The sequence below is a fragment of the Winogradskyella sp. genome, assembly GCF_013213975.1.
Taxonomy (GTDB): Bacteria; Bacteroidota; Bacteroidia; order Flavobacteriales; family Flavobacteriaceae; genus Winogradskyella.
The window spans coordinates 1-8,403 of record NZ_JABSST010000059.1 but is presented as its reverse complement, the minus strand read 5'-3'; the positions used below and the strand labels follow the sequence as shown (position 1 = coordinate 8,403).

The window sequence follows — 8,403 nt, the reverse complement described above, 5'->3', positions numbered from 1 at the left end:
GATTACTGGTATGTTGCAAATGTTATTCAAAACGGAAAACACTTTCAAATTAAAGGCCATTTTGCTTTAAAACGATAATGTTTGTCTCGTTCAATTTAGAATAAGGGCACTATATTCCTTCTTTAATTGCCTTTTTAGTATCTTTATTTTAAAAAGCAAACACCACAGTTTCTGTTGCTATAAATTTTAAAAAATCTCGTGAAAAAGAAACGTACCATTACATTTCTACTACTTTTCATTCAAATATGTTACGTATTTGCGCAACAGATTGTTACTGATTCTTCGTTACAACCACAAGAACTCATAAATAACCTGACCAATGGAAGCTGTGTTATTGCCACCAATGCTAACTCCAACGTAAACGGCGCAGTAAGTAATATTCCAAGCTACGGCTTATTTAACAGAGGTACCTCTGAATTTCCACTCGAAAATGGTATCGTTTTATCCACAGGTAATGTGAACGCCTCCGGAAACTCACTTATATCTGAAAGCTTAAGTGATGGAACATTAGATTGGAATACAGATCCAGTTATTGAAGATATTTTAGGTATACCACAGACACTCAATGCAACATCTTTAGAATTTGATTTTACCTCTATTAACAATAGTGTAGGCTTTAGATACATATTTGCTTCAGACGAATACCAACAACAATACCCTTGTAATTTTCAAGACGTATTTGCAATTTTAATTAAAGAGGCTGGGAGTAATGAGCCTTATGTTAATATTGCTACAGTACCAAACTCAGGAACTTCTATAAATACCAGTTCAATACATCCTCAAATTCCTGAGGGCTGTGAAGCGGATAATGTAGCATTTTTTGAAGGCTATAATGTTGGAACGACAAACTATGATGGTCAGACTACCGTATTAAATGCTGTTACTAGTATTATCCCTGGTGTGACTTACAGAGTAAAATTCATTATTGCAGACCATATCGATCAACGATTCGATTCTGCAGTTTTTATAGCTGCTGAAGGTTTTGGAACAACTGTAGATCTTGGTCCGGACATTACAGCCTGTGGAGCTACAATTGCATTAAATGGTGAAATAGATAATGATGATGCCACTTACGCTTGGTTTTTAAATGGAACCGAAATTATAGGTGAAACAAGTCCTACTATTCAAGCCTTAGAATCAGGTGAATATGAGGTGCAAGTTACCCTGCCGCTACCAAATGGATCTTGTACAATTTCAGATTCGGTTATTATTGAGACAATACCTTTTCAACCAGCAGCACCTATTTCAGATTTAATTATTTGTGATGAAATTCCATACGATGGTTATGCACTTTTCGATTTAACAGAAAAGGATAGTGAGATTTTTACTAATTTACCTTCTAACGATTTTGAAATAAGTTATCACTTAACTGAAGACGATGCCTTTAATGATCTAAACCCTATTATTGGAGACTATCAGAATACAGAACTTTTAGAAACAATTTTTGTTAGAATTGAAAGTAATGATGAAAGCTGTCTTCAAATTGGAACTTTTAATATTGAAATCGGAGCGCAACCAAACTTTACTATAATACCACCGATTATACTATGTGCAGAATTTCTAATTGATGGTGTAGGTTACTTAGAGTTATCTTACTATGCTTTTGAAATTGCCAATTACGAATTCAACAGAACAGTTACTTTTCATGTGACTGAAGAAGATGCTTTTAATAATGAAAATGAAGTAATCTTTGCTTCAGATATGCCTTTTGGTTCTAATTTCACATATGCTCGGATAGAAAATGACTTCACAGGTTGTATCAGCGTTGCTCCTATACCGTTAGTTATTCAAGAACGGATAGATTTTGACCAAAAGTTTTTCATTGACATGTGCTTACCTGCAAATCAGCAATTTGGAGTTTTCGATCTCGGAATTGTAAGAGATGAGGTCTTGTTGTCCTATCCAAATGCAAATGTTACCTTTTATACAGATTTTGATAATGCACAAATTCAGGCATTCCCTATTTTCCCAGGTGTACTCTATCAAAACGAAGTACCTAATTTACAGACGGTCTACATGGCTATTTTAGATGGCAGCCAAGACTGTCCCACTGTAGTGCCCATAGAATTACATACTAATTTAACTAATAATTTACTAGGGGATATTCCTGTCGTAAGCAGATGTGATGATCCAACAAATGATGGAATTTATGATTTTGATTTAGTCGAGGTAACCGAAGAAGTTAGAGATGGGTATAATATCGACATCACCTATTATGAAACTGCAGGTGATAGGGCTAATGAAACTAATCCTATAAACGTTAGTACCCCATATACCGTAGCAAATGGATCAGATTTAATTTATGCTGTTATCTCAAGTAATGGTTGTTCCAATAACGTTAATATTGAACTTAATATTCTTTCTTTACCAGAGTTAGAACCTCAGATTGTGGAATATTGTGGTAACACAAATGCAGCAGAAGGCTTTACCACCATACAACTTAATCCGCTATTGGAAATAATAGAAAATAACTCAGATGATGTTACAATAGAATTTTATGCCACTGAAGCAGATGCCATAGCAGATGAAAATGTACTTGGGTTAAGTTATAATGCCACAACGACTTCACCATTACTTTATATTAGAATCACCGATAATAGATCACAATGTTATAACTTTTCCACACTACAGGTGAATATTTCAGATGGACTAGAAATCGCAACTCCCAATCCGATGGTTATTTGCGACCAGAACCAAGATGGAATTACTACAGTTGACCTAACATCTGTTCTTCCTCAGTTATCGAATGATTTATCAGGTACGACCATTAGTTATCATGGCACTTATGGTAATGCAGTAGCCAATAGGTTTCCTATTGATGATCCAGAAAATTATACAACGGAAACAACAGAAGTATTTATAAGAATTGCTGTTGATAACTTAGACTGCTTCGCAGTGGTTGCACTAGAAATCCTTGTTTACGATAATCCACAGATACCCCAATTAACAGACTATGTGAATTGTGAAGTGGATACAAATATTACCGATGGCTTCTTTTTTGTCACTAAAGATGCAGAAGTCATTAATGGGCAAGAGAACATGCAAACTTTATATTTTGCAACGGAAGAGGACGCCAATAATAGAACTAATGAAATAGATAAGAACAATAGTTATCTCAATATATCAAACCCACAAACTATCTTTGTAAGACTTGAAAACGCCTTAGAAACTAATTGTTATGATGTTGCGCCAATGGTAATTGAAGTTCGGCAAGCGCCAATTTATGTAGAACCAACAGACATTTATAGATGTGATTATAACGGCAATGGCTTAAACACGGTAGATTTTAATGAAAAAATAGACGAAATTACATCAACGACTACTCAAAACTTAAATGTAAGCTTCCATCTTACACCATTAAATGCGAACCTTGGAACAAATGCATTGCCATTAAATTACACAACTACGGTAAATCCTCAATTAATACATGCAAGAATTGAAAATATTGAAACAGGCTGTTATGAGACATCAACATTTAATATTAATACACTGGCTTTACCAGAAGTAAATTATGGGCAATCTTTAACTATCTGTGGTGATAATTATCTATTTAACCAATCATGGGATCTAACAGAAATTGAGTTATTAATATTAGAAGGAAGACAATACGGTATTGAATTCTTTTATTATGAAACGGAAGACGATCTGCAAAGCGATTCCAATAGAATATTAAACCCAGAATCATATACCAATTCGTCCAACCCTCAAACACTTTATGTTAAGGTATTGAATATTAGCACCACCTGCTTCTCTTCAGTTCCGTTTGATTTAATAATTAACACACCGCCAGTTATTGATCCTATTGACGTTTTTTATGTCTGTGAAAATGATGAGAATTATGTAGATCTCTCTGATATTGATTTAGTACTTTTAGAGGACACCTTTAATGTCTTAGTCAGCTATCACACCAGTGAGGCTGATGCTGAGGCAAATGTATCTGCTTTAAATACAGATTTTACCTATACCAATACAAGTGAACTCATTTATGTACGTGTCGAATTTTCAACAACAGGTTGTTATGCTGTGCACCCTTTCCAATTAATAGTCAATCCACTTCCATTGGCAAATCAGCCCCCTAATTTAGTGGCTTGTGATGATGATTTTGATGGTCTTCTTGAGTTTGATCTTTCAACACAAAACCTGAGCATTCTCAATGGGCAAAACCCTGATGAATTCTCTGTGTACTACTACAACTCAGAGGATAACGCTATGAATAATATAAATGCGCTCAGCGACTCCTATGTTGCATTTAACAGTGAGATTATTTATGTAAGAGTTGAAAATAATGCAACTGGATGTTTTGATATGACCCAGTTCACAGTAAGTATACACCCACTCCCTGAAATAGAAATTGAAGATCAGGTCCTATGTCTTAACGATTTACCTTTAGTTGTTTCTGCAGATACAGGCAATCCATCAGATTCCTATCAATGGTCAACTAATGCTACAACATCTTCCATTGAAATTACTGATATTGGAACTTACAGTGTTACTATTACAACTGAATTTGGTTGTGAAAGTACAAGTACATTCATTGTAACTGAATCAGAATCTGCAAGCATTGATGTTGTTGAAACCATTGATTTCTCTGACCCTAATAATATTATCTTAACTATTAACGGAATAGGTGATTATCTTTATCAAATTAATGATTTACCATTTCAAACCTCAAATATTTTTATAAATGTTCCTTTAGGGTATAATACCATTACCATCATCGATCAGAACGGATGTGCACAAGTCACTAGAGAAGTTTTAGTAATTGATACTCCAAAACACATGACACCAAATGGTGATGGTGACTTTGATACTTGGCATATTGTAGGAGTTCAAACGCTTCCAGGCACTGTAATTCATATTTTTGATCGGTATGGGAAACTAATTAAAGAAATTCGTTCTAATACACCTGGATGGGACGGTACCTTTAATGGAAATCTTATGCCCGCAGGAGATTACTGGTATGTTGCAAATGTTATTCAAAACGGAAAACACTTTCAAATTAAAGGCCATTTTGCTTTAAAACGATAGTTATAACCTAAGCTTAACACTTTAAGACTAATTGATGCTTATCTTTGCATTCCTTCATTAAAATATGAAACGAATATTAACATTTACTACCACTTTGTTCTGCCTATTTAATTATTCTCAGAATATTTTAGTTGATAGCCAGACCTTTACACCTCAGCAACTAATTGAAGATATTTTAATTGACAGTGATTGTATTACTAATATAAATGTCACTAATATTATTGGCGGTAACTTTAATGGTGCTGACTTTAGCTATGGCTTTTTTGATGCCACAGGTACTTCATTTCCCTTCACCAGTGGACTAGTAATGAGCACAGGTCGATTAGCAAATGTACCTGGACCCAATAATAATTTAAGTGACGATGATGCCCCTAATTGGATTGGTGATCAAGATTTGGAATTAGCTCTAAATGAAACTAATACGTTCAATGCAACGATTTTAGAGTTTGATTTCACTTCAATTGCCCCTCAGGTAAGTTTTAGATATATTTTTGCTTCGGAAGAATACCAAGAGAACAATCCCAACAGTTGTCAATTTTCAGATTTATTTGGATTTTTAATCCGACCAACAGATGGGCAAAATCAATATGAAAATATAGCACTTGTACCAGACACTAATATTCCAGTAAAAGCGACAACAGTAACCCCTGGTGTTCCAGGCTCATGCCCTCCACAAAATGAAACTTACTTTGGTTCTTATAATGGTATCAGTTCCCCTATAAACTTTAATGGACAAACAGCGGTTTTAACAGCCACAGCCAATATAGAACCAAATATTAGTTATCATGTTAAATTGGTAATTGCAGACGAACAAAATCACAGATTTGATTCTGCAGTATTTCTAGAAGCTGGTAGCTTTCAATTATCAACAGATTTAGGTCCAAATAGACTTATAGCTACGGGAAATGCTTTATGCGAAGGAGAAACTCTGACTTTAAATGCTAATAATCCAGCTTTTAGCACATATCGTTGGTTTAAAGATGGTATTTTGCAAGAAGAAACGAATTGCGCCAATTGTGGATTCTTTGACGTAACTGAACCAGGTACTTACAATGTTGAAGTTATTCTTTCAGATGATTGTATATCGTATGGAGAAGTAATTATTGAATATGTGCAATTACCTATTACTCAAGATGCCATTTTAACTGAGTGCGATAGTAATACAGATGGTTTAACTATTTATAATCTTTTTGAAGCTGAAAGTGATTTAACTAATGGTAATGAGAATCTCGTTATAACTGACTTTTTCACTTCAGAAGAGGACGCTATAGCAAATATAAACCCTATTAGTAATGCGACTAATTTTGAAAATAGCACTCCATTTCAGATTATTTATGCAAGAATAATTAATCCTGGAAACTGCACATCTATTGCTCAATTAGAATTACAGACAAGCAACAACTTTATTAATATTCCTGACTTAAATTCCTGTGATGGTGAAGAAATAGATGGTTTTGCAACCTTTGATTTAGAATTTATCGAGGCATCGATAATTAACCAAATACCTACAGGGGCTGAAGTTAGTTACTTTGAAAACGAGGAGGATGCCTTTAATGAGGCGAATCCATTACCTAATAGCTTTGTCAATACAGTAATTGATACGCAGACCATATTTGTTAAAATAGAAACTAATAATCAATGCTTTAGTATTTCTACAGTGAATCTAAAAGTTCTTTACACGCCAATTTTAGAAGCTGATGAAACAGTAATTTATTGTTTAAACACCTTTCCAGAATTCATAACACTCCAAGGAGGTATAATAGATGACTTACCTAACAATTATTATTATGAATGGTATTTTAATGGAACTCAAACAAATATAAATACATCATTCATTAACATTAACGAAACTGGTAATTATTCTGTAACAGTTACAGACCCAAACGGTTGTTCTTCAAGTCGCACTATTATAGTTAATCCCTCACAGACAGCATTAATTGACAGTGTTTTGGTAGAAGGTGTTGCACCCAATAATACCATAACAGTTAATGCATCTGGGAGTGGTACATATGAATATGCTATAGATGACATGGATGGTTTTTATCAAGAAAGTAATGTCTTTACCAATATTTCTGCCGGTGAGCATATTATCTATGTAAAGGACAAAAATGGATGTGGTATTACAGAAAATATTATTTCAGTATTAGGGTTCCCTAAATTCTTTACACCTAATGGAGATGACATTAACGATGTGTGGCAAATTATAGGACTAGGAGAACAATTGGTCCAATTAAGACATGTGACTATTTTTAATCGTTACGGCAAACTAATTACAAAATTAGATACAACAAACTTAGCTTGGGATGGTACTTTTAATGGTGAAAAACTGCCTAGTAATGATTATTGGTTTATAGCAGAATTTTTAGATGGCAGAAATTTTACAGGCCATTTTGCTTTAAAACGTTAATTGATTAAAGCTAATCTTTATCGTAAATTTGTAACATGCGGTTTAAGATAGAATCAGACTTTAAACCTACTGGAGATCAACCAGAGGCAATTCAACAACTTTCTAATGGAATAACAGAAGGAGAACGCTACCAAACCTTACTCGGTGTAACTGGTTCTGGTAAGACCTTTACAGTCGCAAATGTGATTCAAGAGGTGCAACGACCAACCCTTGTTTTAGCACATAACAAGACCCTTGCGGCACAATTATATTCAGAGTTTAAACAGTTTTTTCCTGACAACGCCGTCGAGTATTTTGTATCTTATTATGATTACTATCAGCCAGAGGCCTACATCCCTGTGTCTGGTGTTTATATTGAAAAGGATCTTTCAATCAATGAAGAGATCGAAAAAATGCGCTTGAGTACCACCTCATCATTACTTTCAGGTCGCAGAGATGTTCTTGTTGTGGCTTCAGTATCGTGTTTATATGGTATTGGAAATCCGGTTGAATTTCAAAAAAATGTCATTACTGTAGAGCGTGATCAAGTTATTTCCAGAACAAAACTATTACATCAGTTAGTACAAGGATTATACTCAAGAACAGAAGCCGACTTTAAAAACGGAAACTTTAGAATTAAAGGAGATACAGTTGATGTTTTTCCTGGCTATGCCAATAACGCTTTTCGTATCCATTTTTTTGGTGATGAAATTGAAGAAATCGAAGCTTTTGATGCGCATACAAATGAAATTCTAGAACGCTATGATCGCTTAAATATTTATCCTGCAAATATGTTTGTTACGTCTCCAGATGTGCTCCAAAATGCGATCAGAGATATTCAAGATGATTTAGTCGTGCAACATGATTATTTCAAAGATATTGGGAAACATCTTGAAGCCAAACGACTTAAAGAGCGTACTGAGTTTGATTTAGAAATGATACGGGAATTAGGATACTGCTCTGGCATAGAAAATTACTCACGCTACCTC

General features: G+C 34.4%; 3 protein-coding genes. All 3 read left to right on the top strand.

Features of this window, described 5'->3' with window-relative positions; genetic code table 11:
- The first annotated feature begins 198 nt into the window (after nt 1-198).
- Nucleotides 199-5,028 carry a T9SS type B sorting domain-containing protein gene (locus HRU49_RS10190; RefSeq protein ID WP_296356786.1) on the top strand — a complete coding sequence of 1,610 codons (4,830 nt, stop codon included), beginning with the start codon at nt 199-201 and terminating at the stop codon, nt 5,026-5,028.
- Between the two features lie 64 nt (nt 5,029-5,092).
- On the top strand, nt 5,093-7,435 hold the full coding sequence (locus HRU49_RS10185; RefSeq protein WP_296356784.1) for a choice-of-anchor L domain-containing protein: 2,343 nt from the start codon (nt 5,093-5,095) through the stop codon (nt 7,433-7,435).
- A 35-nt stretch (nt 7,436-7,470) separates the two neighbouring features.
- Nucleotides 7,471-8,403: DEAD/DEAH box helicase family protein (locus HRU49_RS10180; RefSeq protein ID WP_296356782.1), on the top strand; the 933-nt coding region annotated here is incomplete at its 3' end.